The 25,813-nt window shown below is 68.4% G+C and carries 18 protein-coding genes and 2 pseudogenes; 10 read left to right on the plus strand and 10 right to left on the minus strand.

All coding sequences use genetic code 11. The features are described from left to right. The first annotated feature begins 1,648 nt into the window (after window positions 1-1,648). From OG912_RS37015 to OG912_RS37025, 3 genes and pseudogenes are all read left to right on the plus strand, one after another. On the plus strand, window positions 1,649-3,220 hold the full coding sequence (locus OG912_RS37015) for an ABC transporter substrate-binding protein (protein ID WP_327713171.1): 1,572 nt from the start codon (window positions 1,649-1,651) through the stop codon (window positions 3,218-3,220). Between the two features lie 1,033 nt (window positions 3,221-4,253). Then, window positions 4,254-5,024 carry a hypothetical protein gene (locus OG912_RS37020; RefSeq protein ID WP_327713172.1) on the plus strand — a complete coding sequence of 257 codons (771 nt, stop codon included), beginning with the start codon at window positions 4,254-4,256 and terminating at the stop codon, window positions 5,022-5,024. Window positions 5,025-5,286: 262 nt separating this feature from the next. Then, window positions 5,287-5,898: pseudogene (locus OG912_RS37025) on the plus strand (transposase family protein); the annotation flags it as partial. 198 nt (window positions 5,899-6,096) lie between these two features. Here the strand turns inward: OG912_RS37025 and OG912_RS37030 are convergent. Then, window positions 6,097-6,660 carry a DinB family protein gene (locus tag OG912_RS37030; RefSeq protein ID WP_327713173.1) on the minus strand — a complete coding sequence of 188 codons (564 nt, stop codon included), beginning with the start codon at window positions 6,658-6,660 and terminating at the stop codon, window positions 6,097-6,099. Window positions 6,661-7,062: 402 nt separating this feature from the next. Between OG912_RS37030 and OG912_RS37035 the strand changes: the two genes are divergently transcribed. The 4 genes from OG912_RS37035 (at window position 7,063) to OG912_RS37050 (ending at window position 9,526) form a co-directional block, all read left to right on the plus strand. Continuing rightward, a complete protein-coding gene (locus OG912_RS37035; protein WP_327713174.1) occupies window positions 7,063-7,380 on the plus strand; it encodes a transposase in 318 nt (105 codons plus the stop codon). A gap of 30 nt (window positions 7,381-7,410) precedes the next feature. Continuing rightward, window positions 7,411-7,872, plus strand: coding sequence for a hypothetical protein (locus OG912_RS37040; protein ID WP_327713175.1), 462 nt, complete (start codon window positions 7,411-7,413; stop codon window positions 7,870-7,872). 415 nt (window positions 7,873-8,287) lie between these two features. After that, a complete protein-coding gene (locus OG912_RS37045; protein ID WP_327713177.1) occupies window positions 8,288-8,446 on the plus strand; it encodes a hypothetical protein in 159 nt (52 codons plus the stop codon). 486 nt (window positions 8,447-8,932) lie between these two features. After that, window positions 8,933-9,526 (plus strand): hypothetical protein, encoded by a 594-nt coding sequence (locus OG912_RS37050; protein WP_327713178.1) that lies wholly within the window; start codon window positions 8,933-8,935, stop codon window positions 9,524-9,526. Between the two features lie 70 nt (window positions 9,527-9,596). Here OG912_RS37050 and OG912_RS37055 read toward each other — a convergent pair. From OG912_RS37055 to OG912_RS37065, 3 genes and pseudogenes are all read right to left on the minus strand, one after another. Beyond that, a pseudogene (locus tag OG912_RS37055) lies at window positions 9,597-10,464 on the minus strand (IS5 family transposase). A 453-nt stretch (window positions 10,465-10,917) separates the two neighbouring features. Continuing rightward, window positions 10,918-11,088: a hypothetical protein gene (locus OG912_RS37060; protein ID WP_327713180.1), complete on the minus strand. Its 171-nt coding sequence runs from the start codon at window positions 11,086-11,088 to the stop codon at window positions 10,918-10,920. 239 nt (window positions 11,089-11,327) lie between these two features. Next, the gene (locus tag OG912_RS37065; protein ID WP_327713181.1) at window positions 11,328-11,603 is read right to left on the minus strand and encodes a hypothetical protein; all 276 of its coding nucleotides are present in this window, start codon (window positions 11,601-11,603) and stop codon (window positions 11,328-11,330) included. Between the two features lie 99 nt (window positions 11,604-11,702). Between OG912_RS37065 and OG912_RS37070 the strand changes: the two genes are divergently transcribed. Beyond that, window positions 11,703-17,042 carry a sacsin N-terminal ATP-binding-like domain-containing protein gene (locus OG912_RS37070; protein WP_327713182.1) on the plus strand — a complete coding sequence of 1,780 codons (5,340 nt, stop codon included), beginning with the start codon at window positions 11,703-11,705 and terminating at the stop codon, window positions 17,040-17,042. Here the strand turns inward: OG912_RS37070 and OG912_RS37075 are convergent. The 4 genes from OG912_RS37075 to OG912_RS37090 form a co-directional block, all read right to left on the minus strand. Further along, window positions 17,029-17,184, minus strand: a complete 156-nt coding sequence (locus OG912_RS37075; RefSeq protein WP_327713183.1) for a transposase — start codon at window positions 17,182-17,184, stop codon at window positions 17,029-17,031. The genes OG912_RS37070 and OG912_RS37075 overlap by 14 nt on opposite strands. 53 nt (window positions 17,185-17,237) lie before the next feature. After that, on the minus strand, window positions 17,238-17,360 hold the full coding sequence (locus OG912_RS37080; protein WP_327713663.1) for a hypothetical protein: 123 nt from the start codon (window positions 17,358-17,360) through the stop codon (window positions 17,238-17,240). 157 nt (window positions 17,361-17,517) lie between these two features. Then, window positions 17,518-18,060, minus strand: coding sequence for a hypothetical protein (locus OG912_RS37085; RefSeq protein WP_327713184.1), 543 nt, complete (start codon window positions 18,058-18,060; stop codon window positions 17,518-17,520). A gap of 837 nt (window positions 18,061-18,897) precedes the next feature. Continuing rightward, window positions 18,898-20,046, minus strand: coding sequence for a glycosyltransferase 87 family protein (locus OG912_RS37090; RefSeq protein WP_327713185.1), 1,149 nt, complete (start codon window positions 20,044-20,046; stop codon window positions 18,898-18,900). 459 nt (window positions 20,047-20,505) lie between these two features. On the opposite strand from OG912_RS37090, the gene OG912_RS37095 reads away from it, so the two are divergent. Next, entirely contained in the window at window positions 20,506-22,851 is a 2,346-nt protein-coding gene (locus OG912_RS37095; protein WP_327713186.1) for an ATP-binding protein, read from the plus strand. A 258-nt stretch (window positions 22,852-23,109) separates the two neighbouring features. Here OG912_RS37095 and OG912_RS37100 read toward each other — a convergent pair whose 3' ends face one another. Further along, entirely contained in the window at window positions 23,110-23,499 is a 390-nt protein-coding gene (locus tag OG912_RS37100) for a MerR family transcriptional regulator (protein ID WP_327713187.1), read from the minus strand. 79 nt (window positions 23,500-23,578) lie between these two features. Here OG912_RS37100 and OG912_RS37105 point away from each other — a divergent pair, with 79 nt between their 5' ends. After that, complete coding sequence (locus OG912_RS37105; RefSeq protein WP_327713188.1) at window positions 23,579-24,769, plus strand: MFS transporter; 1,191 nt, start codon at window positions 23,579-23,581, stop codon at window positions 24,767-24,769. A 324-nt stretch (window positions 24,770-25,093) separates the two neighbouring features. Here OG912_RS37105 and OG912_RS37110 read toward each other — a convergent pair whose 3' ends face one another. Next, complete coding sequence (locus OG912_RS37110; RefSeq protein WP_327713189.1) at window positions 25,094-25,492, minus strand: redoxin domain-containing protein; 399 nt, start codon at window positions 25,490-25,492, stop codon at window positions 25,094-25,096. Window positions 25,493-25,813: the final 321 nt, after the last annotated feature.

A 25,813-nucleotide genomic window follows, 5' to 3' on the forward strand; every position in this document is an offset into this window, starting at 1 on the left:
GTAGGTGACTCGCAACGTGCGGGCCTGCGTGGCGAGCGTGACCTCGATCGGTGCCGGCGAGCGGGCGGTCCGGAGCGGGCCGACCTCCGTGGCGCGTCGTCAAGCAGGGCGCCCCCACTTGGGCACTGCTCGTGGCATACGAGCCGTCGTCCACGGGGCACTGGCCTTCTCCAGCTTCAGCAGCCCCGCGAGAGGGGTCACATACGGGTTCTGACTGCAGACCGCACCGCGGGCCCGAGCCGCCGAAGTCGTGGCGCCGACTGGCCTCCGACAGGCCGCCCGGCACTTGATCCCGGCTGGCTGCCGAACGGAAGCGGGATTCGCCCGAGAAGGCGTGGCGTAGATCGGATGGCCGTCCGCTCCTGGCCGGGTAGGCGGTTCTCCTCCCCGCCCTCTGGTGCCGTTCGCCATGCTTGGCGAACGGCACCACTTCGGGTTTCGCGTCGGAAGAATCCCCCCTGCCGCCAGCAACTCGAAGTTCAAAGACGGGTTCCCGTCGAGCTTCCACAACAGGGCGTCACGCGCCTCTTGCAGGTACGGGCAGCCTTGCACCCGGCCCTGACAACGGGCTCCACAGTTGCACAGGGGTGTTCATCGTCTCGCCGCTCGTTGCGGAAGCGCCAGCATCAGGCTGCCTGGCCGAGGCTACGGCGGTGAGGTCCTGCTCGCGCAGCGGGGTGAAGCGCGACGTCGAACTTCGTGTCGTACGCCTCGGGGGTGATGCCGGGTCCGTGTGTGGAGTACTCGCCGAACCGGTTGATGTGCTCGGTCAGGTACGACGAGATGTGCGCCAGCTTCTCCGCCGGAGGACGAACTCACGGATCGAACCCCCGGCCGGTAACCACGTTCCCGCGCCAGTACCTCAAGACGGCCCCCTGCGCGCTATCGAGCCGCTCCGCGGCGACCGGGCAGGGGGCGGGGTCCACTCGCCGGCATCCGCTTCGAAGGCGACCGCTTCGGGTGGGCATCCACCGAACCGGCGGAGGAGAGCCGGTAGTTCCTCGGATGTGACTGTGTGGAAGACGGGATCTTCGCAGTCCGCAGGGCGGCAGACGAAGGCCGGGTTGGTGAAGGTCAGTTCAGGTCGTGGTGACAGGTGATGTCGGTCCCTCGGCACACCGGAATCGACCACCGTCCCAGGCGAGGACATTCCAGTCCCACCCGGAACCTTCGGGCAACTCGATTGCGATATCCGATCGTCCGGCGTTCGCCTGAGGACCCTCAATCTGTTCGTATACACCGACAGGTTATACAGAGGTATGAAGCGTCCGGCTTGAAGGGGTAAATCGCTGAGGTATCCGGACAGCCCAGGTCGCAGGGCTGAGTCCAGTGGGTTCGCGGGCTGTTGGATGAAGATTTTTTTCGTACGATGTGACAGCGTGCATCGCGGTGTACAAGTAGATTGTCAACATCACCACGAGATTTGATATCGACCTGCCAACTGCAGTCCACCGACTGGTATTTGGTGGTCGGTCATCACGTTAGGAGTTCCAGGCGAACACCGAGTCCGGGCAGTCCGTCGGTCCACAATCGGGCCCGGTCGGGCCGACAGAGCTGGACGGTCGCGGTGTTCGTTGTCGTTTCCGACCTGATCCGGTTGTCCGGGGACACCCCCCACGCGGCCGGCCGAGAGCATGAGGAACGTTCCGTGAAGGTTCGTAAGAGGCAGTCGAGCACCCTGATCGCCGGGGGGCTGGCAGTGATGTTATTAGCGGCTTGCAGCTCCCAGGGCTCCGAGAGCAGGATGATCGTCGGGATGTCCGACGACATCCTCGCCACGGATCCGGCCTCGGGATACGACCCTGGGTCCTGGCTGCTGTTCAACAACGTCTTCCAGTCCTTGCTGAGTTTCCCGCCCGGAGCGTCCACGCCCGTGCCGGAGGCTGCCGAGGAGTGCAAGTTCTCCGACGGCAGCAAGACGTACACCTGCACCTTGCGTGACGGGCTGAAGTTCAGCAACGGCAACAGCCTCACGTCGGCGGACGTCAAGTACTCGTTCGACCGGACGATCAGGATCAACGACCCGGCTGGCCCCGCGCCGCTGCTCTCCACGATCTCGTCGATCAGCACCCCGGACGACAAGACCGTCGTCTTCCGCCTCAAGGTGCCCGACGCAACGTTCCCCAGCAAGATCGCCTCGGGGGGCGGCTCCATAGTGGACCGTCAGGTCTACCCCGAGGACAGCCTGCTCGAGGATGGCAAGGCGGTCGGTTCGGGTCCCTACAAGCTGAACTCCATCGACAAGGGGGAAGCCGTCTTCTCGGTCTACTCGGGCTATCACGGAACCGCCGAGGTGAAGAACTCGGGCGTGACCCTGGAGCTCTTCCGAGGTGACCAGCAGGCCCTCCAGTCGGCTCTGGAGAAGGGCGACGTCGACATTGCCTACCGCGGCCTCAGCGCCAAGGCGATAGCCGCTCTGGACACCTCGTCCACTGCGGAGAAGGGTGGCATCGAGGTAGTCCAGGGCAACAGCGCCGAAGTCCAGCACATGGTCTTCAACGTTGGCGACCCGGTCGTCGGCAAGCTCGCCGTCCGGAAGGCCATTGCCTACCTCGTCGACCGCTACTCCCTGGTCAGCGAGGTCTACCAGTCCACGGCGGAACCGCTCTACTCGGTCATCCCGGTCGGCATCACCGGCCACGGCACCTCCTTCTTCGACACCTACGGGGACAGCCCGAAGCCGAAACAGGCGAAGGCGGTGCTGCGGGACGCCGGTATAGCGGACAAGGTGAAACTCACCCTCTGGTCCACCCCAAGCCGGTACGGGCCCGCTACCGACGATGAATTGCGTACCATTGCCGATCAGCTGAACCAGAGCGGGCTCTTCAACGCCCGCATGAGGTCCGTCGCCTTCGACGAGTACGAGAAGGGCATCGCCGAAGGCAAGTTCGGCATCTACGTCAAGGGCTGGGTGCCGGACTACCCCGATCCGGACAACTTCACCCAGCCGTTCTTCGGCGAGGGCAACGTCCTGTCGAACAACTACGACAACAAGGAGATAGTCGACCGGATCATCCCTCGGACCTCGTCCATGACGGATCGCGCGAGCACTCGCCAGGAGTACATGAAACTGCAGGACATCGTGGCGCAACAGCTGCCGATTCTGCCGCTTTGGCAGGGCAAGCAGTACGCGGTCGCCCACGAGAACGTCCGAGGCCTGCAGAACTGCCTGGACACCTCGACCGTCTTCCGGTTCTGGGAACTCAGCACGGCTTACTGAGGCGTGTCGCAGAAGCGGACCGAGCTCTGCGGTGGTCAACGTATGGCACACGAAGATGCAGCGAACGTCGAATGGGCCGGACCGGAGGCGTGGCTCCGGTCCGGAAGAGCGTCGGGACGGCCTCCGGTCAGGCCTCCGGTCCGGCCCAGGCGTCATCTGATGGGTGGCACAGGGAAGCGAGCGGGGACGCCTCGTCGCGGAAACGAAATCAGCGCCCCAGGCGGTCGCTCCACGGATGCCGACCGTATTCCTCGTCGATGGATTCAGCGAGCATGGAACGAGTCTTCTTGCCGTCCCGCACCGGAAGGCGATCGGTCTGGGCGACCACAGGGTCAGATGGCGGGGCGGCCCCCGTACCGGCCGACGACGACCCCGCGGCTGAGGAAGGCGGCCGGCCCCCCGACCGATCAACACGATAGGCCCGTCCGGTGGACGGGTGCCGCACGTGCTGACAGTCACACCGGTGTCCTGATTGGTTCTCATTCGGGTGTCTCCGTTCAGGATCTGCAACCACTTGGTGCCTGAGAACTCCTAACGAAATGCGTCTTGGGTAACGCCAGGCTCGGTGGCCATGAGTCTGAGCGGTTCGCAAGCGGCGGCATTTTTCCGAGACGTCCGTGAAAACAGAGTGGTCTGGCTTGTCCGGGATGATGGCGGAAGCCCGACTCACCCCTCCGCGGACGGCACGCGAAGTTCCCCTTCTGGTCGACCTCGCCCCGGGCTCAGAGGGCGGCGAAGATCTGGGGGCGCGTACGCCGCAGCGGCCGAGCCCTCCACCCGTGTGCCCGCCCCGGCCCCGCGACCGGGGCGGCGATACTGCCCCGTCGACGTTGACATCGACGTCGTGCGGCTCCGGCCCCCAGGGGCCTCGCCGCCCTGTCGACCAGATCGAGCAGCACCTCAACCACCCAGTCGACGAGATACTGCAGGGTGCCCGGGCGCTTCTGGTCTGGCCGGATCAGCCTCGTCCATCCGCTCTGGCGCGGTATGACATGAGTTCCACGCGTGATGGCCGACAGAGGGGTAACTGGGGATGCGTACGCTGCTGTTCGTCGTGCTGGCGGTGCTCGCCGGGGTGGCCTGGTACTGGAGCAGGTACCCCGGCAAATGGATCTTCGCCTTCAGCACCGCATACACAAAGGAGCGTTCAGCGCTCAGGAGCCGCCGACGGGATCTGCGCGCGGTGGACAAAGAGGCCGCCCAGGCGGAGAGGACCGCGAAGCAGAAGGCTGACCGGGCAGAGGTCGAATACCGGCAGGACGTCCGGGCGCTGGAAAGGGAAATCGACGGTCTGCTGCGCCCGGGGAGAGGGCGGCTCGTGAAGGGTCCGGTCGGCGACATCACCGTGTACGAGCACGTGGTGGAGATGACCGGCCAGTCCCCGGCGGTGATTCCGCTCGCGGGGCTGAAGGCCGTGTTCAGGTCCGATCCCACCCACATGATCGACCTGACCGAGCCTGGCGGCCGGACACACCGGGCGAAGTACCCCCGCCGCCGCGACCCGGACGATGAGAAGGCCCCGTTCTTCACCTCGGAGCAGCTGAGCGACTTCACCCTGGACATCCTGAACGCGGCGGCGGACGAGTACGAGTTCCTGGCGCGCCAGAACGCCCGCCTGCCGCAGGCCCGGAAGGAGCTCGAAGCAGCGCAGGCCAACACCGCGTCCCGTGACGAGGCACTGGAGAACCTCCGCACGGTCTGCGCCTGGCAGAAGGACAACCCCCGCCGCGAGACACTTCTGGCCGACCTGGACGCAGAACGCTGCCGGTGGCAGCAGCTCACCGGGAAGATGCCCCCGCGGTAGTCCAACGAAGCCCCGCCATCTTGAAGTCGCAGGTCATCGGGGTGGCGTGATCGTCTGTGAGCATGCTCGAGCTGGTTGTGGGCGGCAGTCTGTGCTGTTGATCGTCAGGCGGCGGTCAAGGCCGGTCTGTTCGCTTCCAGGTCGCGGGGTCGTACGGGTTCGTAGGCTCGCGGGATGACGGAGATCAACGAGGTCGCCGAACGCGTTGCGGCCCGCCGGGCGGAGCTCGATGAGGAGGAGTAGCTCCCGGCCGAGCGGCTCGATGCGGTCCGTGCCGAGCGCGAGGAACTCGGGGTGGCGATGCGCGTGCGGGAACGGACGCACGCCCAGCTGGACGCCGGGAGACTGTCGGCCCAGGCAGCGACGGTGCAGCTGGGCGGGGGTGGCGTGCTGCTGGTCCCGCACCGGGAGGCGGGCGCGGGCGAGGAGGTCCTGCCGCCGGACTACCAACGCCGTCGGCGACACCACCGTGCGCCGCCGGCGCGACGAGCTGGTATCCCCGCTCGCCGCCCGCGCACCCCGCTTGGACAGCGCATGCAAGAAGATCGCGGAACGGGGTGGCGAGGTCGTCCTCATCGACGGCGCCCTGATCCCCACCGTCCGTCGCACCGGCGCCGCGGACCGGCCCAACTGCTCCGGCAAGCACCGCCGTCATGGCCTGCACTTCCCCGCCCTCACCGACGGGAACGGCCGCCTGATCTGGATCTCCGCGGCGCGTCCCGGCCGCACTCACGACATCACCGCCGCCCGCTGCGACCACATCCTCACCCACCTGCGCGCGGCAGGCCTCGGCGCCCTGGCCGACCTTGACCTACTCGGCCTCACCGGCGACAGTGACGACCCGGTGATCGTCACCGACTACAAGGCCACTCGCGCCCGCAAGCTCACCCCCGGCGAGAAGCTGGCCAACCGGGTCCTGGCCGCCGCACGCTCCCGTCGAACACGGCTTCGCGCACCTGAAGACCTGGCGCATCCTCACCAAACTCCGCACCGCCCCCGCTCGCGCCACCGACCTTTTGCGCGCTCTCCTGGTCCACTCGAAACTCGAGCCCTCACGCTGACAGATGATCAGTCATATTCGGCGCGGTCCCGCTCCGTCCTGCCAGCGGTAGAGGTCGCGCAGCAGGGAAATCTCGGCGCCGTGATGGATCAGCTCCCTGTTCACGTGCAGGACCCTGTTCTCCATGGGAAACCGCTCGGGACCCACCGTGGGCGGATTGTCCAGGTCGGAATCCGAGAGCTCGCGGACCCCCGCGTTCCATCTCCCATACATCTCATCGAGTTGATTCAGCGCCTCGTCAGCGGTCCCCGCGTAGGCGATTGCCTGGGACTCGAGGTCCTGGCCGCCGAAGTACCATCCGACCCGATAACCCAGGCAGGAGACGATGATGTGCGCCAGCCGCCAGGCAATCGTGGTCACCGGCGCAGGCACCGGGGCAGGGGACGCGAAGTCCATCGTCCATCCCCCCGAACCTTCCGACATCGGTGCGGCCGACGTGCCACGTGGGCGGATGCTCCAGCAACCGCCCACCGGCTCCCAGAAGTACTCCTCGTCGGTAAGACCCTCCAGCCGTGGCCGCAGGTTCCTGCTCCAGTACCAGTCCAACTGGTCCGCGAGTCGCTCGCTTCTTGTCATTTCCGCACACTACATACAACGGAGACCTGGCTGCGCCCCTCGCGGACGCCGCCGGCCGTGGGCCGCGAGACGTACCGCACCAGGAGATGACACTGGGACCTGATGTGCCCTTCGGGCCGCGCTGCTGCGAGCGGCTCAGCCTCGACCGATGACATGACGGATGATCAAGACCGCAGACTCCCGCCCGAGATCAGCACGAGTATCCCGATCGAGCGCCACGCCAGAGCTTCCGACCTACATGTTCGAAGAAGGCGAAGACTCAATGAACCGGATGGCACGCAGTCAGGTCTTAGCCGGCCCCGCGAGGCGCGGGTGGTCGCGAGTCTGCTTTCGCTGGCCAGGGGGGTGTGGGCTTGATTCGTTTTGACGGACATTCGAGATCTGGGGTTCAGCCCCGGGAGGATGTCCATCATGGAGAGCGTGAGGAAGCGGAAGCCTCGCCGCCCTCGTCGTTCGTTCACGCCGGAGTTCAAGGTTGAGATCGTCCGTCTGTGTCGACGAGGTGACCGCTCGGTCGGGCAGGTCGCCAGAGACTTCGAACTGACTGAGACCGCGGTGCGGGACTGGGTGAAGCAGGCCGAGGTCGACGCGGGCGAGCGCAACGGGCTGACCAGCAGTGAGCGAGAAACTGGCCGCGTTGCGGCGGGAGAACCGCGGCTGCGTGAGGATGTCGACGTCCTCAAGCGGGCCACGGCTTTCTTCGCGAAGGAGACCCGGTGACGGCGTACCCGTTCATCGAGGCGGAGAAGCGTGCAGGTCACAGCGCCAAACAACGACACCGACAGCCCCGACTGGACCGCCGATAACACTGGCGGCATCCGCAGCCGCAATGTGCAGGGCAGTGGCGGTGACCTGGACGCGGTCACCAGCGCCACGGGCGACAATGTCCTGCAGCTGTCGGATATCCACGGGGACACGGTTGTCCAGCTGCCGCTGGATACGACGAAGTTCCCGACCGCCACCTCGTACGACGAGTACGGCAATCCCGAATCCGCGTCCGCCACCCGCTACGGCTGGCTCGGCAGCAAACAACGCTTCAGCGAAACGGTCACCGGGGCCACCCTCATGGGAGTGCGGCTCTACGACCCCGACCGCGGGTCGGCTCCTCTTCACCGACCCGGTCCTCGGCGGCAACGGCAACGCGTACGAATACTGCAACGGCGACCCGGTCGATCGATTCGACCTCGATGGAAGATGGTGGCATTTCCGTAGACTGGTCCGCAGGGCGGGCCGGTTCGTCGCCCACCATCAGACACTGGTCTCCTACGCCCTCGCGGGAGCGTGCTCCTTCGCAACCGAAGACTGGGGAGTTCCTGCCTGCGCGGCGGGTGCGGGAGCCGTGACGGGTTGGATCTCCTATCGCTACGGCCACTAGCGCCGGAGCCGTCATATCGGTGGATACTGGGCCAGCAGCTGGCGCGGAGCCCGCGACGGGCTGTACGGCTACGGCGCCGGCCGCACAGCTCACTACACCCGCCGCGCGAGAACCGTATGGCGATCCGCGAGGCATTGGTGGCGAGGCCGCTACACGCATGTCTGGCCGCACTACTAACCGAAGGGAAGGCTTCGCGTGTTCCGTGATCCCCGTGTCCACACCCGCAAGTGGGCTGCACGCCACCCTCTGGGTATGGGACTGGTCATCGGGGCGATCTTCTACCTGGTGGAAGTCATCTCGACCGGAGACCTCCTGGGAACGCTCCCCTTCGCAGCGGTGATCGGGGCCATTTTCTGGGTCACCTCTCTCGGTGAGCGGCGCCGCAGGAAGAAGCACCACCTGCCGCGCTGACCGGGCACCATGCAATACGGGTGTGAAGTCCGCACCCGTATCGCGCGTGCCACCCCCTCGTCGGGGCACCGCTCGCGATGCCCCGCGCCCCATTCGCCCTTGTACCGGGGGAGGGAACCCGAGCGTCACGCGGCCACGGGATCCCCTGCCCGGTCACCGCAATACCCAAGGACATCTCGTGCGTAGATTCGGCGCACCTATTCTTCTCCTGCTCGCCTTCCTGTTCTCCGCCTGCACCAGCGGAAAGACCGCCGATGCCGGACCGAGCGGCTACCATCGGGCGCTGCCGGCAGCCTCAGAGGGCGTTTTCTCCCGCTGTTTCGTCCTGCTTCGCTCGTGTCTTTGGTCGGTGAAGCCAGCCGCTGTGCCAGCCGAGCGAAGTATGTGAGAGTCGAACCCAGTCCAGGCAGGTCAGCTCTCTGAATTCGGGTCGACTTGGCACGCTGTATCAGAGATCCTCAGGGTGTACCGAACCGAGGAGACAGGTTGTTCACGGAGTACCAGCAGCGCCTGCGCGATCGCTACCTTGCTGCCCCCGTCATGCCGGCGCCGGCGCCCTGGCAACCGGTCCTGGACCGCAGGACCCCCATCGGTGGCCTGCTCGGCATCGGCTTCGCGGCCCACCCGGACACCGGAGAGGACGTGGTCATGGCCGTGTCCGGCGACGGTCACGGCCTATTCGATGCTGTGACGGGCGAGAAGATCGCACGCGATCGCGATCCCGACCTTGCCACCAGCACTCCTGACGCACATCCGGATCTCGTCTGCCCGGGACTCGGCCCCCTCGCGGGCACCGAGATCCGTATCGCCGGTCTCTTCGGCGGTGGCCTGCACAGCACCACCCCGGACGGCTGGACCGTGGATGCTGTCAGCCCCGACTGGCCCCACCACCGCATCATCCTCTCCGCCGACGGCGGTACGAACAACGGAGAGGCCGGAAACAGCTGGTGGCACATCTTCCACTCCGACTACTCGACCCTGCGCACCGCGGGGTTCTCTCCCACCGGACGCACCCTGGCCATCGCGACCAGCAGTGATCTCACCCTCTGGACCCGCCCCCACTTCCGCAGCGAAGACTGAACGGCCGCCAAAACCCGTCAAGGCACTTGGCGGCCACCCAGTCTGCCCAGGTCAGACGGCAGGTCCAGGACTAACATGGGACGGATGCAGTTCGCGTCCCTCGCCAGGGTGGTGTGGATTCATGGGTGAGACGGCGGGTCATGAGAGCGATCATCGCGATGTAGATCATGGCGGTGGAGCGGGCGGGGAGGGCTTCGTAGTCTCGGGCCAGGCGGCGGTGGTGCATGAGCCAGCCCAGCCCCAGCGTGCGCTTGACCGCCCACCTGTGGGGCAGGACGACGAAGCCCTTGGTGCCCGGGGTGCGTCGGAACGACTTCGAGGTCGATACCGAGGCGGGCGGCATGGTCGACGAGGTACTCGCGGTAGCCGCGGTCGGCCCAGCCCTTGCGGATGCCGGGGTGGTCTGCGGCGAGGCGGTTGAGGAGGTGTTCGCCAGCGACGGAGTCCTGGATGGTGACGGCGGTCACCAGCACCGTCAGCATCAGGCCGGTCGTGTCGATGATGATGCTCCGCCTGCGGCCGACGATCCTCTTGCCCACGTCAGCACCCCTCTCGCGAGCGGGAACGTTGGTGGAGGTCTTCACGCTCTGTGCGTCGATGACGAAACCGGTCGGTTCCGGGCTGCGGCCTTCTTCCTCCCGGACCCGGCGCCGCAGCAGGGCGTTGAGGTGCTCGAAGATGCCGTCCTTTTCCCACCGACCGAAGTAGTGGTAGACGCTGTTCCAGTGCGGGTAGTCGTGCGGGAGGTAGCGCCAGGGGATCCCGGTGCGGGCCACGTTGAGAATCGCGTCGAGCAGGTCGCGCAGATTGTGCTGAGGCGGGGTGCCGGTGTTTGGTCCGTGGCGGGCCTTGTCGTCCCGCCGGCTCGTCAGCAGTGGTTCCACCAGGCTCCACCGGGCATCGGGCAAGTCACTGGGATACCGCCGACGTTCGCTCATGCTCCCCAGGCGGCGACAGGCCCGCTCAGCACGGCAGGGCGCGCGCGGCAGAAGCGGAAGCATTCGTAGTGAACCGTTGCCCCTTTGCGATGAAATAGGAGCAGATGGGGTGCAACGGTGCCTTCACGGCCGTCTCCGCACCACCGGGACCGATGGCCTCTTCAGCCCCACCAGTCACTCGCCATGAACCTGAACTTAGAGATACATATAGTGCCTAAACACCCACAGTGCCTGTTTCTGATCCCGGGTTTTGAGTAGCTTTGGGGTCTGAGTTGGCGGGGTGTCCGAGGACACCGGGCAAGCCGGAGAGCGGGTGTGTGCGGGCTGCAGTGATCGGCTGAGGCCGGAAGCGCGGCCGACGGCCGTGTACTGCTCGGCAGCATGTCGTTCCAGGCGGTGGCGTCGGAACTGTCGGCTGCGCAAGCGGGTGGCCGCGGAGGTGAGCGGTTCCGGTCAGGCCAGGTGCCCCGAGTGCGGGGTCAGTTGGGTGGCCGGGGTGGACCGGCGTTCGAACGCCGTGTACTGCTCGCCCGCGTGCGTCACGAGGGCCTGGCGGGCCCGGAAGGAAACGCTCGACGAACGCTCACGGTGCGGCCACATGTGCGGCATCGCCTGCCTGCGCATGGCGCTCCTGATTCGTACCGGTGCGGCGCACACCATGTCCGAACTCCTCAACGGCGCCCGGAAGCGCGGGGCGTACACCGAGGACCTGGACACCGCAACGATCCGCTGCCTGATCTACGCCCCGTTCGTCCAGTACGTGCTGAACGTCCAAGCGCTGGACGCCGAGGTTTACCCGGCCCTGACCGTGCCCGGCCTCCACAACCTTCTTGACGACGGGCGCCTCGTGATGGCGTCCGTCGTCAAGGAGATCCGCCTGGCCCGAGAACCCCGCCCCAGGGCACGGGCGGCCACCTCGTCCTCGTCACCGGCCGCAGGTTCGCAGCGAAGGTCTCCGCGGCGGCCTCCGGCAGGAGACCGAGCTGTTCGTCCAGCCAGATCCGCCAGGGCTCGTACTCGTCCAGCACCGCCAGGTCGTAGGAGAGCATCCGGTTCTCCGGCGGGCGTTTGCCGTAGCGGTGGCGCTGTTCGGCGACGAACTGGGGGCCGAAGCGCCGAAGGGCCTGTTCTGTGGTCATGGGCCCGGATTCTCCGCTTTCCCGCCCCCGCGCGCACCCAGTTTGAGAGGCTGCTCGAGCAGCTGTGACATATGGGCATCGGAGTGGGGGAGTAGCGGTATGGCAGAGGGGGGCCGGCGACCGTCGGCGGAGCGTGTGCGGCAGCGCCGGTCGGCGGCCGTGCGCAGGCGCGTGCACGAGAAGGCGCTGGTCGAGGTGCGTGGCTGTCTGCGGGACTGGGACGACGACCGTGACGCGGCTCGCGAGGCCAAGGCCGTGATCGATACGCTCATCGCGCCCGAGTACCAGGGCCGGGCGCTCATCGAGTTGTTGCAGAACGCACATGACGCGCACCCGGCCGGTGCCGCCGACGGACGTGTCGAGATCCGGCTGGACGAGGAGGAGGGTGAGTACGGCACCCTCTATGTGGCCAATCAGGGCAAGCCGTTCAGTAGCAAGAACTTCAAGGACCTGTGCAGCATCGCCCTGTCCCGCAAACGTGCCGACGCGGGGATCGGCCACAAGGGCGTCGGGTTCAAGAGCGTGCTGAACCTGTGCGGTGCCCCTGAGGTCTACAGCGTCGACAGGGAGGGGTCCCGGATCCCCGACGGGCTCACCTTCCGCTTCGCCCGGCTCGACGACTACGATGCGCTCGCCCGCGAGGTGGCACCCGAGCGCGCGGATTTCCCCGACTACTTGAAGGCGAACCTGCACACGCTGAAGGTGCCGGTCTTCCTGAAAGAGGCGCCGAAGACCATCCACAACTTCACACGCCGGGGCTTCGTCACCGTCGTCCGTCTGCCGCTGAAGTCCGCCGACGCCTGCTCGGCCGCAGCCGCACAGGTGCGGGAGCTCATGGACGACAGTGCCCCGTTCGAGCTGTTCCTCGACCGCCTGGAACGCGTCCAGCTGGAGTGGCGGGCCGCAGGGGAGAACCGGCGCAGAACGTACGACCGTCAGGTTCAGATGCTGCACCAGGCCCGGGGCCTGAAGGTGCAACAGGTCACCTTGCGCCGACGGATGCGACTGATCGTCATCTGCGGGAAGGCCGACCCGGACCGCGCCCGGGAGGCGCTCACCGCGTCGATCGAGAAGAACGGGATGCGACACGACTGGATGGCTTGGGAGAAGAAAGCAGAGGTCCGCGTCGCCGTACCGGTCGGCGATCCCCTCGACAAGGGGCGGCTGTACACCTTCCTGCCGATGGGCGAGCAGATCGCGGCTCCTCTGCGCGGCTTCGTCCACGCCCCGTTCTTCGCCGAGATGAACCGGCGCTCGTTCAACGCGGGGGTGCCGTGGAACGACCTGCTGCTCGACACCGTGGCCAAGACGTGTGCCCGCGCGGTGCTCGCCACGACGGACGGACGCGCACCCATTCCCTCCGGGGCGCTCGTCGACCTGATGTGCTGGCAATCGCCCAAGGCACTGCCCCGGCTCACCACCGCCTTCCAACAGCTCGGTCACGGCATCACCCAAGTGCCGTTCATCCCGACGATCGCCGCGGCGTCCGGCACGCGCACATCCCTGCACCAGGCAGTGCTGTGGGAAGGCAAGGAGCCCGCCACGGCCTTCACCCCGCACGCGGTCGCCGCCACGGGGATCACCGACCTCCTCGACCCGCAGCTGCATCCCGTTCGGCTACGGGAGCTGGTGTCTTTGGCCGGGAGTATGGGCACGCGCCTCGAACCGCCCACGGAGCGCCTCGCCTCCTGGGCCGAGCGGCTCGCCGAGGCGACCGCCCGCGCACCCTTCGACCCCGGATGGTGGGCGGACTTCTACTACGACCTCTCACAGGAGTTCCCTGACGGCTGGGACGTCGCCGGCAAGCGGATCATCCTCACGGCCGGGCCGGCGCTGGCACCGGCCGCCGCGGAAGGCGTCTTCTTCGACCGGGAGTCCCCACGGAGGCCCTCTCTTCCGGCCCTGCCCACCGGACTGTCGGGCAGGCTGCACTTCCTGCACGAGGCCATCACCTGGACCGGCAAAGGCCGCAAGCGCAGAGCGCAGGGCCGCACCTGGCTCAAGACAGTCGGCCTCGTCCACGACTACAGCGCCGACCAAGTGCTCGAGGTCGTGGCCGCGGCCCTGCGCGCGGACGGAGAGGGAAAAGACGACGACAACGTGCGCATGGCCTGCCTCCGCTACGCCTGCGTGCTGTCCCACACCCTGGAGAGGGAGGGACGCAAGCCTCCGCGACTGCATGGTCTCCGGGTCCCGACACGGGGCGGCTGGCAGAAGGCGAGCGTTGCCATGTTCGGGTCGGGGTGGTCGGGAGAGCACTCCGCAGTCGATGACACCCTGACCCGGTTCCTGGAGCATGTCCGCGAACTGTCCTCCGTACTCACCCACACCGAGCGGCAGCTCCTCCGCGGCCCCGAGGAACTCTGCGGGGACGCGACCCCTGTCCAGGCCATGCGGCGCTTCCTCGAACGGCACTACGTCGCTCACGGCCTCCGCCCCCGCGACGAGCACTTCCGTACCGAAGTGCGAGGCGAGGTTCTCAACCGGCCCGCCCGTTTCTGGGCCCCGAACAGACAAGATCTGCTGCCACAGTGGCAAACGACCGCCGAGCACTGGCCGAACCGGCGGCACGTCGGCTACGTCAGCGTTTACTACCACTCACGCTCCCTTACTACGGCCGCGCTGCCCGGACAGGGCGTCTACGCCAGCTTCAGCGAGGAAGACCGCAGGCTGTACGCGGAACTCATCGTGCACGGCCTCGCCATCTCCTGGCCCGACTCCGCGCTGGAGATGCACTTCATACGCCGCACCGACACAGCCGGGACCTGGTGGCCCACCCCGCTGGCCGCCTTCCTCACCCACGCGCCGTGGATCCCGCAGACCTCCCTCTCAGGCGACCCATCGGAGGGAACGGTGTTCGCGACCGCGGGCCGCGCCTGGTGGTGGCAGGCCACGCAGTCCCCGCCCCCGTTTCTCAGCGTGGTGCCCGCGGCCTTGCGCAGCAGTCGGTCCACCAAGCTCATGGCACGCCTCGGCCTGCTCGGCATCCGCTCCTGGGACGATGCCGGCACCGCGCTCGACAGGCTCGGCCACCTGCCCGACCTGGTGCAAGCCAGGCCTCACCTGCGCGAAGGCAGGCTCGCACACGAGATCGGACGGGAGTACGAGAAGGCATGGGCCCAGCTGCTGCCCGCCCAGGGCGGCACACGTACCGCCGACGGCGGGCACGCCACGCCACCGCACCGGCTGCTGGTCCACCGGGCCGGCGTCCTCGAATCGCTGGACCCGGCGCAGACGGACGAGACGGTCTTCGCCCCCGACCCTGACGGGGCTCAGAACCGGATCCTCCTGGACCGTGTCCCGGTACCCGTGATCCCGATCGGGGACAAGGCGCTTGGCGCCCGGGTCCACGCCTTCCTAGACAAGAGGGCGGCGTTCGACATCCAACGGTGCGGCGACGCCACACACGACATCCAGGCCGACGGACTGCCCGTCCGTGAGGCGATACGACTGCCACTGGTCCAGTACGCAGGTCCCTGGCTGCTCACCCTGGTCGCCGCTCTGCTGGAGTTCGACGAGGAGCGTGCGTCCCGGACGGAACCCGTGGCCGTGGCCGAGGCGACCAGCCTCCTGCGCCACTGCGAGGTGGCCGTGGCCGGCGAAGCCGTCGTCTGGATCGCCGGACACCGTCTCACCGAGAAGGGTACGGAGCGCGCCCTGCTCCACCCCCACCCCGACCGTCCCTGTGTCGTCGTCGTACACAGCGGGCTACGCACCGGCTGGCGGATACTCCGCTCCGCCGCGCCCGCCCTCGCCGCTCTCATCCGTGCTCCCCACCTCGAGCACATCCTGTGGAAGGCACTGACCCGGCTGGAGGAGCGGGGCCTGAAGACGGACGACGTTTCCGAGGAGGATCTCGCCGACGTCCTGGACTTGCGGCAGCACCAGTTGCGCGCCGTCCTCGCCGAGCGGGCCTCGCAGCGCTCCGGCAGCACGCGGCTCGTGCCGCTGCTCGCCTGCCTCGACCTCGACCTCGCGGAGGAACTTCAGCAACGCATCGAGGACTTTCCCGACCGTGCTGCCCTCCTGGCCTGGCTCACCTCCCGGGCTGGAACACCGGACGCGGAACGCCTCATGCGGCTCCTGGACGACGACGATCCGGAACGGCAGCTGAGGGCCCTGTCCGTAACCCTGGCCGAGGCCAACCGCGCCTGGCAGGCACTGGGCCTGCCGCCGATCGACAACACCGACCGGCACGAACGGCAGTTCGCGGCCTGGCTCCAACGGAACCGTCCCGCACTCGCCGAGCGGGTCAGGGACGCCCATGCCGACGACTACCGCTCCGGCAGGTCCCTGACTTCCTACGTGCGGCTGCGTGGCCTGCCCGCGCTCGCCCCGGACCCGGCCTGGCACACGACACTCTGGGACCTCACCGACCAACTCCTCCAGGCTCACGCGGACACCTGGCTGAACCGATCGCTCCCCGCACAACCGTCGACGTCCCGCGCGCTGGCGCCGCTCACCGAGGTCCGCGAGTCATCCACCGCCGCAGTCCACCGGCATCTGCCGCGCCTACGGCAGCTGATCGAGGACTGGCAGCGTCTGCGTCCGACCACCGTGGTGCCTCCGCCCCCGCAAGAGGTACTGCGAGCGCTGGACGGCCAAGGGCTGCTGGACTTCGAGGCCCTGTCCAAGAAGGCGTTGATCACCTGGCTCAACGACCACAGCCACTGGCCAGCGGGTATGCCCCTGTCCGACCGGCCGGCCCAACTAGGGCTGTCCCCGACGAACTCGCCGACGCCTGCCGGGCACAGCGGTACGCCCGCGGGCACCAGCCGATCCGGAGCACCCCTGCCGGGCCCCCAAGTGGTCATGAACGGCAGGCTCGTCCCGGCAGGTCCGGACGACCTGGCGGCGCTGGCCCGTGAGGTGGCCGCGGACCTGACACCGGAACAACGCGCCACCCCGGCCACGACCGTCACCGCACTCGTCCCGCGCATTCCCAGGCCGCGCACCCCGCTGCAGCCCGCCACCGGATCACAGGGCGGCTCCTACCAGGCCGCGGGCAACGACCAGGACCGCACCCTACCGGTGGGCCTCGCGGGGGAGGCAGCGGTGGCCACGTGGCTGCACGAGCAGTTCGGCGTCGCACCACAGGACTCGTGGAAGTCGAGCCTGCGCGTGCACGGACTGGCAGGTGCGCAGCCGGGGGACGACCGGCTCGGCTACGACTTCCTCATCCATGACGGCGACGCGACCTACCTCTACGAGGTCAAGTCGTCCACGGGCGACAGCGGAGAGATCATCCTGGGCGAGTCGGAGGTGCGACGCGCTTCCCGGCCGGCCCAGGGAGAGACGTACTTCATCGTGTACGTCTCTGACGTCCTGGACCGCGACCGCCGCAACATCACCGTCCTGCCCAACCCATTCAGTGCCCCCGACCTCGCCGGCTACGAACTGGTCAGCACCCAGATGAGGCTCCGATTCAATCTTGGTTGAACCAAATCAAGGGGACGGTCAGTTCGAAGTCTCTGGCGACCTGCCCGACCGAGCGGTCACCTTGTCGACACAGACCGACGATCTCATCCTTCAACTCCGGCGTGAACGAACGACGAGGGCGCCGAGGCTTCTTCTTCCCCATGCTCTCCAAGATGGACATCCTCCCGGGGCTGAACCCCAGATCTCGAATGCCCGTCAAAGAGGATCAAGCCCAATCGCGAGCTCGGCCTGGATGCGGTCGGCCTCCTCCCGCAGCTCGTCCACACGGCGGCGAGCATCCAGCTCACGCTGCTCAAGCAACGCCACAACCGACGGCATCCTCGGCCTCCCCAGGAGCGACGACACGACAGGCCACCACTCTCACGAAATCGCCACCCCTCTGCCTGACCAGCGAAAACGTCGCCCTCAGGTTCGGTACGACAACACCTACTGAGTTCGAACGTGAAATGTCGTTGGGCGCCCTTGACGGCCCGAATCAGACCGACGTGAGCTCCAGCGTGCCGAGGGGGAGGTAGAGGCTGGAGACCGTTCCGAGGCCGAGGGTGCACAGGGTGATGTCGGTGGACACTCCGGTGTAGTTGACCAGGACGGTATCCCCGGCGAACACTCCAGCAGTGACGACTCCGGTGGCGGTGACGGTGTAGACCCCACCGGCCGCGACCCTGGTGTAGTTGGTGCTCAGAGTGCTGGTCTGTCCGGTGTTCCAGGTGATCGTGTACGTGAACGTTCCGGGGCCGAGCAGGTCGGCGCAGCTGGTCGTAGTCGTCGCGGACGCGCTGCGCGTCCCTGAGGTGATCGCCGGCTGCGACAGTGAGACACATGGGCCGTAGAGAGCGGTCGTTGAGACGGTCACGGTCTGTGGCGTGAGGGTGAGCGGCGGGCTGTAGCTGTTGAGGACGCTCGTCGGCGGAGTGCAGGTCATGTCCAGCACACCCGCATTGGCCGGTGTGGCCAGGAACGCGACCGAGCCGACCCACATGACTAATGTCGCGATGACGAGACTCAGTGCACGTTTCATGTTCGGCTCCTCCACTCGGTGGCATACGCCATCCGAGCCTGGTACCGCGCCGGCAGACGGCGGGTGTCTGTGATCTCCCGCCCGGCTGGGCGAGAGTCTGTTCGCGAAGTGGGTTGGCGCACGGTTGACCCCGGAACGGGCGAGGAACCCGCGGCGATCGGAGTCGGAACGAGCGGTGGTCTTGGTCACCGGCCAGGTCTCCTGCAAGCCGGATACGGCAGACACGAAGGGAATCCGAGATCCCGCGGAACGCCGCGTCTACGCTCCGGCGGCCTCACCCATCCGAGCGGCCTCCGATGACCTCATAGCCGCTCTGTCCATCTCTCTTGGAGAGTCTCAGAATCCCAGCGCTTGTCAACAACCCGGTTCGTTCGCGTACCCACCCCGGCCGACCGCGGCCCCGGCCAGCCGTGGTGCCTCGGTATCCCGCGAGAGCCTGATCATCTGCGAGCGCATGGAAACCGTCCCGTTCCTCATGCGCGGTCGGTAGAAGATCGCGGAAGAGAACGACTTCCTGCTCGACGACCTCGAGTTCGCGTGGGGGCCACCCATCCGAACTCAATCGGTCAGCAGCAGTGGACGAGCCGGGGCGGGACAGGGCGACCCTGTCCGGCCCCGGCTGTCGTGCGGTAGGCCGAGGTCGAGCGCCTCCTGGGCAAAGTCGGCCCGGACCGGGCTGGGCTGGTCAGCGGGCGGCGGAGAGCCGTCCGGGTGCGCGGCTGCCAGCGCTCGGCCAGCTCGTCCTTCCAGCCGTTGGGCGGGGGCGCGGGATGCCCTGGGCGGCGAGCTGGTCGCGCTCCCAGCCGTCGGCGGGCGTGCGGGCGGCTTCGACCGGTTTCAGAGCCGCTCTACGGCCGGGTGCGGTACTGGACTGCTGGTGCCCTGGTCCTGCGTCAGAGCCGGGGCGGGTCGCGGGCTGGCCAGGACGGTGCAGCGGGCCCAGATCAGGAGGGTGAGGGGGTAGACGGCGTAGCCGATGCGGGTTGCCGGAGACAGCAGGATGGCGATGGTGAGGCCGAGCGCGAGCCGGCGGGCGGCAGCCGCTGTGGTCGTCGGCGGCTGAACGATGAGCGACAGGGCTATGGCAATGGCTCCGACTCCTATGAGAGCGACGGCGATGGTCCTGCCGTGGGGCAGCACGGCAGACAGGAGGGCGCCCAGGAGCGGGCTGGCGGCGGTCGAGGCGGTATCGCTCAGTCCGAAGGGGTAGAGCACCGCGTTGTCGAGGAAGGCATGCGGATCGGCCAGGAGCGGCGGCACGACCACCAACGCCGCCACTGCGACCGCCGCTGCAGCCGCGGTCCTGGCCGCGCGTGATCCCTTGGTCGCAGCCAGGAGGACGACGATGACCGGTATGGCCGGCCACGCGGTCCACTTCAGGATGGCTGCCGCTCCCAGTGCCAGACCCGCACCCACAGAACGGCCCCGGTGCGCGTATGCCAGGGCCAGAAGAACGAAGGCCACGACCACGGGATCAACTCCGCCTATGGCCAGCGGCAGCGCCACCACGGGGCAGGCCGCGATCCATGCCGCCCCCGTCACCGCCGTGCGTCGGGCCTGCGGCCGGCCCTTGACCAGCACGGCCACGGCAGCGGTCAGCGCGGCAACGAACCCAACCAGATTCCACAGGCGGGCGCTGGAGAACACTCCCGCGCCGAACAGCGCGTGGGGGAGCCCGAAGAGGGCCATGCCGGGCAGGTAGGGGTTGAAGTCACGCACCGCGACCGGATGCGAGAGGTAAGGGGTGCCGGTCTCCAGGAAGTGCTGGGCGGACCGTTCGACGACGCCGACCTCCATCTGCTGCAGGCCCACGGCAGTCAGCCACACCAGCGGAACGGCCATCGCGCCGACGACGCCGATCAGGGCCACCACACGAGACCACTGGACACGGGAACCCAGCGACACCAGCGCGGCACAGGCGTAGGCGACAGCAGCGGCAAGTCCCCACCGGTGCTGCGACGTGTTCGATGCGGAAGCAAGCCCCACACCCAGGGCCGTCAAGGAGCTCGCCGCCAATGCCCACAGGTCCCACCGGCGGACAACCATGCTGGAGCGGCGACCCGGACGTTGACCGGAGGCATCTGAAAATCTGAATATATGCATGTAAAGGGGCCTTGTCTAGAAAGTCGTCCGCACAAGTGAACAGACGCGCAGCAACCGGTTGGATGCGCTGGCGAACCGGGTGCCCGCTGTCGGGTGGCGGCCGGCATGGGGCCCTGCGTCACGTGAGGCGCGTTTCAGCGCATGCTGATCCGCGCCCTCGCGTTCTCTCCCTGAACAAGAGCGCACAGGACCGCGCCCGACACACCTCATCCAATCCAGTGCAGGTCGGGGGGACCAGGAAGTTCGACCGGTAGATAGAGCGGCCCGCATACTTCTGCCGGTGAGTACTACCAGTAGGTACGCCGTTCCGGCCGGGCAACGCAGACCAGGGGGACCACAGCGGTGAGCGACAACAGGTTCGGCGAGCGGCTGCACGCACTGCGCACGGGAGCGGGCATCAGCCAGGAGCGGCTGGCGCAGCGGGCGGGGATCAGTGTGCGGGCACTGTCGAACATGGAGCGCGGGCGGACGCGAGGGCCGCGGCAGCGCACGGTGGAGGCATTGGTGGCGGCCCTGGGAGCGGATGGCGTTGTGGGCCATGAGCTGGAGGACGCCGCCCGATCGGGTCGTCCACGGGCCGTCGGCGGGACGGGGCCCGGGTCGTCGGCCGGGACAAGACCAGGCGCGGGGTCGGCGGCTGAGCACGGGCTGGCGTTGCCGCGTGATCTTTGTGACTTCACCGCCCGCGGCCCCGCCCTGGCCGGGCTGCGGGTCCTGGCCGATCACCTCGATCCCGCCCGACCGCCGGTCGCCGTGATCTGCGGGCAGCCCGGGCTGGGCAAGACCGCCTTCGCCGTGCACGCCGCCCATACTCTGGCGCCAAGTTTCCCGGACGGGCAGTACGCCGTCGACCTGCGCGGCATGGACCCGAAGCCCACACCGCCGCGCGAGGTGCTCGCCCGGCTCCTTTACGCGCTCGGTGTGGCCGATACCGCTGTCCCGGCCGCCACCGACGAGCGCAGCGGTCTGCTGCGCTCGGTGCTGCGCGAGCGCCGGGTGCTGCTCCTTTTGGACAACGCCGCCGACGAGGACCAAGTCCGCCCTCTACTGCCCGGCCACGGCGCCTGTCTGACCCTGGTCACCAGTCGCCGCTCGCTGGCCGGCCTGGAAGCCGTCCACCGCACGGAGCTGGCGCTGCTGCGCCGGGAGGAGGCGGTCGAACTCCTCACCCGCGTCATCGGGTTGGAGCGGGTCGAGCGGGAGACACAGGCCGCCCGCGACCTTGCGGAACTCTGTGGGTACTTGCCCTTGGCCATGCGCATCGCCGCCCAGCGCCTGGCCTCCAGGCCCAGCGAGACCCTGGCCAAACTCGTTACCCAGCTCACTGCTCACGGGGACCGCCTGGACACGCTGCAGGCAGGCTCCCTGCAGATACGGTCCGCGTTCACCTTGTCCTACCGTCAGCTCAGCCCGGCCGCCCGCACCGTCTTCCGCCGCGCCTCACTCGCCTGCGGCCCCGACTTCAGCCCCACCACCGCAGCCCTCCTGGCAGACGTACCCCCACGCCAGGCCGCGCGCTGCCTCGAACGGCTGACCGACGCCGGACTGCTCCAACCCCACTCCACCGCCGACCGCTACCGCTTCCACGACCTCCTGCGCCTGTTCGCCGCCGAACAACTGGCCGAGGATGACGATCCCATCCAGATCGCCGACGCCCAGGACCGGGCCGCCCACTGGATCCTGCGCCGGGCCACCGCCGCCGCACTGCGCTTCGATGCCGACCACCACCAGGACGCGCCCGACGGCGATCCCGACCTGGCCACCGCGCCCACCGACCGTGAGCAGGCCCGGATCTGGCTGGAGGCCGAGCGGCCCCAGTGGCTCGCCGCCCTGGGCCAGGCCCAGACGGCAGGCCGGCACCAGCAGGTCATCGACGCCGCCGAAGCGATGCACTGGTTTTCCGACGTGACCGCGCACTGGGACCTGTGGGCGGAGGTGTTCCAGCGGGCCGCTGACTCCGCCCGCGCGCTCGGCAGCAGGCGCGACGAGGCCGTTCACCTCAACTACCTCGCCTGGGCCTACAACTTCTGCCTCCACGACTACCCCGCCGCCCTGGCCGCCGCACAAGCAGCCCTGGCCGCGGCATACGAGGCCGCGGACCAGCTCCAAGTGGGATGGGCCCTGGGCTACGCGGCGGGAGCACTCCGCCGGCTCGGACGGACCGACGAGTCCATTGTCCGGCTGCGCGAAGCAGCCGCCCACCTCAGGAACCACACAGACGCGCAAGTCCGCCTCGCCGAACTCGCCATTCTCAATACCCTGGGCCAGCACCTGCGCTACGCCAACCGTCCGGACGAGGCCCTGGTCATCCACCGGCGCAGCGAAGCTCTCTGCCTCGCCGGAGTGCCGGGGGTGCCGCACGACCTCGTCGCCTCCTTTCTGGCGCAGACCCGCCATAACCTCGGCAGCGACCTCATGGCCCTGGGGCAATGGGGCCAGGCCGAATCCCCTTTGCGTGCCGCCCTGGCCCACTGGGAGGCAGGCCGGATGCCTGCCTGGAGCGAACCCGTCCGCCTCGACCTCGGCATTACCCTGCGCCACCTCAACCGCCACCACGAGGCCCGCGCGACGTTGACCACGGCCCACCGCACCCTGATCGGGCTGAACAACCCCCGCCGGCGCGAAGCCGCCGACGAACTGTGCCAAGTCACCGCAGGGTCCGGCATCGCCGACCAGCCGATCGGCTGAGACGCCTCGTTCCTCCAGATGCGACCGCCGCCCGCAACGTGGAGCCGGTGCCCGTCCCAGCGGCGGGGAAGCGGCTTCCGCCCGGCCTCGCACTGCCGTGCCTGTCGACACGTATCCACAGGCGAACCTGGTTCTCCTGCCGTATGGCCGATCTCAAGCAGCAGCAGTAGCGAGGGGGCCACCGGCCTGGGCAACCTTGCCCACACCTCAGCCAGAAGAGGACATCACCTTACGAACGCCCACTGAGAGCTGATTCGTTTACACGTCGAGTGAGGCCAGTGCCCGGCGAGTAACGTCGGCCGGGGCCGCAGCGATGACGTCATTGAGTGCGTCCATGGAGGTCTGAAGGTCGCGGATGACCCGAGCGATGCGGTCGCGTTCCTGGTGTAGGTCGGCGAGCAAGTCCGAGCAGGTGGGGACGAGGCGGTCGCCGGTGTCCTGCAGGCACGGCAGGACTGTGGTGATCGTTGAGGTGCCCAGGCCCGCGGCCAGCAGGCTGCGGATGCGGCGGACGATGGCAACGTCCTCTTCGACGTATTCCCGGTATCCGCTGGGGAGCCGCTGCGGGTGGAGCAGATCCTGTTCCTCGTAGTAGCGCAGCAGGTGCACGGCCACGCCGGTCCGTCGGGACAGCTCACCGATGCGCACATGGACCTCCTGATGGTCGCGCGGGCTTTGCCCGTTCGACTTGACTCTCATACCGATGTGAGACTTTAGCGTCTGCGGCATGAAGGTGAACAAGGGTTTCGCGACGCTCGCCGCGTTGTGCGCGAGCGTCTTTGTCGTGGGTACTTCGGAGTACCTGATCGCCGGGCTGTTGCCCCAGGTCGGCGCTGATCTGGATGTCTCCGTGGGCACCGCCGGACAAGCGGTGACCGCATACGCGCTCGGAGTCGTGATCGGAGGGCCACTCATGGCCCTGCTGACCTCGCGTCTGCCGCGCAAGGGGCTCGCCATCGGCCTGATGCTGCTGTTCGCGGCGGGCAGCGCGATCAGCGCCGTGGCCCCGTCGTTCGGCCTGCTCCTCGTGGGCCGCATGGTCTCCTCGCTCAGTCACGCGGCGTTCCTGGCCCTGGCGCTGGTGACGGCGGCCCGGGTGGTCCCGGCCGAGAAGACGGGCTCGGCCATCGCCACCGTCGCCTCCGGATTCACCGTGGCCACGCTCCTCGGAGTACCCCTGGGAGCACTGCTCGGGCAGGGCGCCGGATGGCGGGCTCCGTTCGCCGTGCTGACCGTTCTGTCCCTGGTGGGCACCATGCTGCTTGCCGCCGTACTGCCCCGGCAGGAGGCGCCGTCCACGCGACTGCGCGACGAGATACGCGTAGTGGCACGTCGGCCGGTCATGCTCGCCATCGCCACCACCGCAGTGGGCTTCTCCGGCGTCGCCACGGTGTTCACCTACATCGTCCCGCTGCTGACCCGCGTCTCCGGCTTCTCCGCCACGGCGGTCTCCGGTCTGCTGCTCGCCTACGGCGCGGGCAGCTTCCTCGGCAACCTCACCGCCGGAAAGCTGACCGACAAGTCGATGAGCGCCACCGTACGCGGGGTCTTCGGCGGGCTGGCCGGGACGCTCTTGCTCGTCCCGTTCGCCATGGTGTGGCAGCCCACCGCGGTGGCCGCGGTCCTGGTACTCGGCCTGCTCGCCACTGCGACCATCGCCCCGCTGCAGGGACTGATCCTGCACCACGCGGGCGCCGCCCCCAATTTGGCGGTCTCCGTCAACGTGGGCGCCTTCAACCTCGGGGCCGCAGCGGGCTCGGTCATCGGCGGCGCGATCGTCGCCGCCGGCGCTCTGCGGTGGACCGGCCTGGCGGGCGCGGTGCTGAGCCTGATCGGATTGGCCCTCACCTATCTCGTCCTGCCTCGGACACGGACGGCGGCGAAGGATGCCGAACACGAAGCTCCGATCGCCGCCTGATTCCCGTTTGCTCGCCTCGTAAAGGAGGTCGCCATGCGCGCGATCCCGTTTGCTCGCCGCGGAGGGCCCGAAGTCCTGTCCGTCCGGGAGGTCCCCCAGCCCACTCCAGGAGTCGGCGAAGTACTGATCCGTACCGTCACCAGCAGCAGTGACGGATGTGCTGGCCCTGCCCGGGGCCGGCGCCCCGCCGGCGCCCTTCCGCCCCCCCCGCCACCACCTGCCCTACCACCGCCGGCGCCTCGCGCAGCGCTTTCGGGATGTCGGTCACCGGGAAGCGGGCATGGCGCACCACGCCGTCGCGGTCCACCACCAGGACCGCCCGCTTCAGCCGCAGTGCCTGCCCGGCGCGGAACACCGGGAGCGGCAGAGCGGCAGAGCGGCGGCCAGGCGCAGGTCGACATCCGAGAGGAGGGTGAAGGGGATGCCCTTCCCGACCGCGAACACCCGCTGCTGGCTCGGGCGTTGGGTGCTGACGCCGCGCACCTCGGCGCCCGCCGCGCGGAAGTCGTCGTACGCGTCCCGGAACAGTTGGTTCTCCAGCGTGCAGCCGATGTGCCCCGGGGATGCAGGCCCAGCCGTCCGGCAACGGGCCCGGGCGGCCGGTCGCCCGGGTAGCAGAACAGGACGGTGGCCCTGGCATCGGCCACCGGGTCCAGCGGCTCGCCGTCGCGGTGCCCCGGCAGGGTCCAGGCGTGGCAGCCGCTCGCCGACCAGGCCCGCCACCCGCAGCGCCTTGGCGCTCTCCTCGCCGGCGAGCCGCTGAGCTGCTCACGACCCCGGTGGGCCGTCGCCGGAACCTCACCTGACACCAGCCACCCCACACCGGGACGGCCGCCCGCCCAACACGGACGCCCGCGATCCGGCGCGGCCATCCACCGGCCGACCTTGAGCAGGCCCGAGCGGACGCTCCTGCACACCCACGGGGTCAGCGTGACAACATTCCGGCGGACGTGACCGCGCGGAGCGAGGACGCGAGGGTGAGGCCGGCGCCGGAGCACTGCCGGTTCTACCGGCTGGTTCGACGAACCGCGTCGGCAAGGTCCC

The organism is Streptomyces sp. NBC_00464 (genome assembly GCF_036013915.1).
Classification (GTDB): Bacteria; Actinomycetota; Actinomycetes; order Streptomycetales; family Streptomycetaceae; genus Streptomyces.

What these genes read in the sequence shown, in the direction of transcription:
- OG912_RS37020 (WP_327713172.1), top strand. Translation starts at nt 4,254, where the DNA reads ATGCGTACGCTGCTGTTCGTCGTGCTGGCGGTGCTCGCCGGGGTGGCC.
- OG912_RS37030 (WP_327713173.1), bottom strand. Translation starts at nt 6,660, where the DNA reads ATGACAAGAAGCGAGCGACTCGCGGACCAGTTGGACTGGTACTGGAGC.
- OG912_RS37035 (WP_327713174.1), top strand. Translation starts at nt 7,063, where the DNA reads ATGTCCATCATGGAGAGCGTGAGGAAGCGGAAGCCTCGCCGCCCTCGT.
- OG912_RS37045 (WP_327713177.1), top strand. Translation starts at nt 8,288, where the DNA reads ATGGGACTGGTCATCGGGGCGATCTTCTACCTGGTGGAAGTCATCTCG.
- OG912_RS37060 (WP_327713180.1), bottom strand. Translation starts at nt 11,088, where the DNA reads ATGCGCAGGCAGGCGATGCCGCACATGTGGCCGCACCGTGAGCGTTCG.
- OG912_RS37065 (WP_327713181.1), bottom strand. Translation starts at nt 11,603, where the DNA reads ATGACCACAGAACAGGCCCTTCGGCGCTTCGGCCCCCAGTTCGTCGCC.
- OG912_RS37070 (WP_327713182.1), top strand. Translation starts at nt 11,703, where the DNA reads ATGGCAGAGGGGGGCCGGCGACCGTCGGCGGAGCGTGTGCGGCAGCGC.
- OG912_RS37075 (WP_327713183.1), bottom strand. Translation starts at nt 17,184, where the DNA reads ATGGGGAAGAAGAAGCCTCGGCGCCCTCGTCGTTCGTTCACGCCGGAG.
- OG912_RS37080 (WP_327713663.1), bottom strand. Translation starts at nt 17,360, where the DNA reads ATGCCGTCGGTTGTGGCGTTGCTTGAGCAGCGTGAGCTGGATGCTCGC.
- OG912_RS37085 (WP_327713184.1), bottom strand. Translation starts at nt 18,060, where the DNA reads ATGAAACGTGCACTGAGTCTCGTCATCGCGACATTAGTCATGTGGGTC.
- OG912_RS37105 (WP_327713188.1), top strand. Translation starts at nt 23,579, where the DNA reads ATGAAGGTGAACAAGGGTTTCGCGACGCTCGCCGCGTTGTGCGCGAGC.